This is a genomic window from Paenibacillus sp. LHD-117 (assembly GCF_030929555.1).
GTDB lineage: Bacteria > Bacillota > Bacilli > Paenibacillales > Paenibacillaceae > Pristimantibacillus.
Window position 1 is genome coordinate 1 of sequence record NZ_JAVFVT010000078.1, and the last position, 1,668, is coordinate 1,668.

Consider the following 1,668-nt stretch of genomic DNA (forward strand, 5'->3'; position numbering starts at 1 on the left):
TGAACTGCACCCCGTCAAGTAGACAGTACAAAAAATAAAAGTCGTTAAGCGGCCTTGGTTCTGAATTCCATTGGACTAAGGCCGTTTAATTTTGTCTGTAATCGTTCGTAATTGTAAAAGTGAATGTAGTCTTCAATGTCGCTCTTTAGTTGCTCAAAGGTTTGGTAGGTATGCAAATAATACTTCTCGCATTTCAAAGTCCCCCAGAAGGACTCCATGGGGCCGTTATCAATGCAGCAACCAACGCGAGACATGCTCTGCTTGAGCTTAGCCTCATCAAGCATTTCCTTAAACTTTAGAGAGGTATACTGAAAACCACGGTCGCTATGAAGCAACGGCTTGCTCTCAGATACGGATGTTAAGGCCAATTCCAACGTCTCAAATACAAGAGGATTATTATTGGAATGTCCTAACACATAAGAAACGATCGATTTATCATGAAGATCGAGAATCGCGCTTAAATACGCTTTCTGACTATGGCCATACTTGAATTCCGTTACGTCCGTTAGCCACTTCTCGTTTGGTGCCTCCGCTTGAAACTCACGGTTCAATACATTCTCGGCTACCTGCTGCGGCGTAGAACGTTCATATTTCTTTTTCTTTCTACGGATAACCGATTGGATTCCTTTGCGCTCCATCAGGCGTTGTACGCGTTTAGGGTTAATCTTTTTTTGGGTCTCTCTGCGCATATGTAGGGTGAGTTGACGGTAGCCAAAGATACCTTCTACTTTTTCATATATTGACATCATAACCGCTGTCAGCTCTTCATTTTCTAATTGACGCAGACTAGGCTTATGTTTCAGCCATTTGTAGTAGCTTGATCTAGAAACACCTGCAATTTCACACAGAAGCCGAATAGGAAGCGACTCCGTCTGCCCAACGGCTTGTATGGCAAGATAGACGTTCTCCTGCCGATGTTGGCTTAAAGACGCCTCCTTTCCAACTCCTGTAACTTTTTTAAGAAAGCATTCTCCGCCCTGAGTCGCTCATTTTCGTACTCCAGCTTCTTCATCGCGAGCTTTTGCTCATCGACTTCGGTTAACTCCTCAGGCGCCTTGGTACGCCCTCTACCATCCTGTAAAGCATCCTGGCCGCCTTCTGCATACTTTCTCACCCATCCGTACACTTGCTGGTAAGAAACCTGGAACTGCTTTGCTGACTTCGTGTAGTCTTGTCCAATCGCAAGGCAGTACAGGACGATGTCGATCCTCTCCTGCCATGTTGTCTTGCGTCCCTTGGTCATAGCTGTTGTTCCCCCTGAATAGGCTTTTAAGCTGCTATGACCATTATACTTCTTAATCCAATTGAAGAGAGCCGCTCGACTAGCGATCTTGTACTTATCTATGACTTGGTTCTGCGACAACCCCCCGTTTAGATAATCCTTAACCGCTTGATGCTTAAGCTCTTCGGAATAACTATGATTGTGTGTGCGGATCTCTAATCCTTCGTAACCGTATAACCGATACCGACGTTGCCAATTCGCAAGCGTAGACATGGCGAAGCCATACTTCTTAACAGCTGCTCTCACTCCAATATGACCAGCTTCAATCTCTTGAAGAATAGCTAATTTTTCTAAAGCGTTCAGTTTATTTCTAGGCATAGAAAATGCTCCCCCTACAGTAAACAGGTTTTATTATTTCACCTGTCTACCGTATGGGGAGCATATCA

The 1,668-nt window shown here is 44.5% G+C and carries 1 protein-coding gene and 1 pseudogene; both read right to left on the bottom strand.

What is annotated here, in order from left to right; genetic code table 11:
- Nucleotides 1-44: 44 nt before the first annotated feature.
- Nucleotides 45-905 (bottom strand): annotated as a pseudogene (locus RB620_RS30065) (IS3 family transposase); the annotation flags it as partial.
- Between the two features lie 17 nt (nucleotides 906-922).
- Nucleotides 923-1,600: a helix-turn-helix domain-containing protein gene (locus RB620_RS30070; protein ID WP_308100843.1), complete on the bottom strand. Its 678-nt coding sequence runs from the start codon at nucleotides 1,598-1,600 to the stop codon at nucleotides 923-925.
- Nucleotides 1,601-1,668 lie beyond the last annotated feature (68 nt).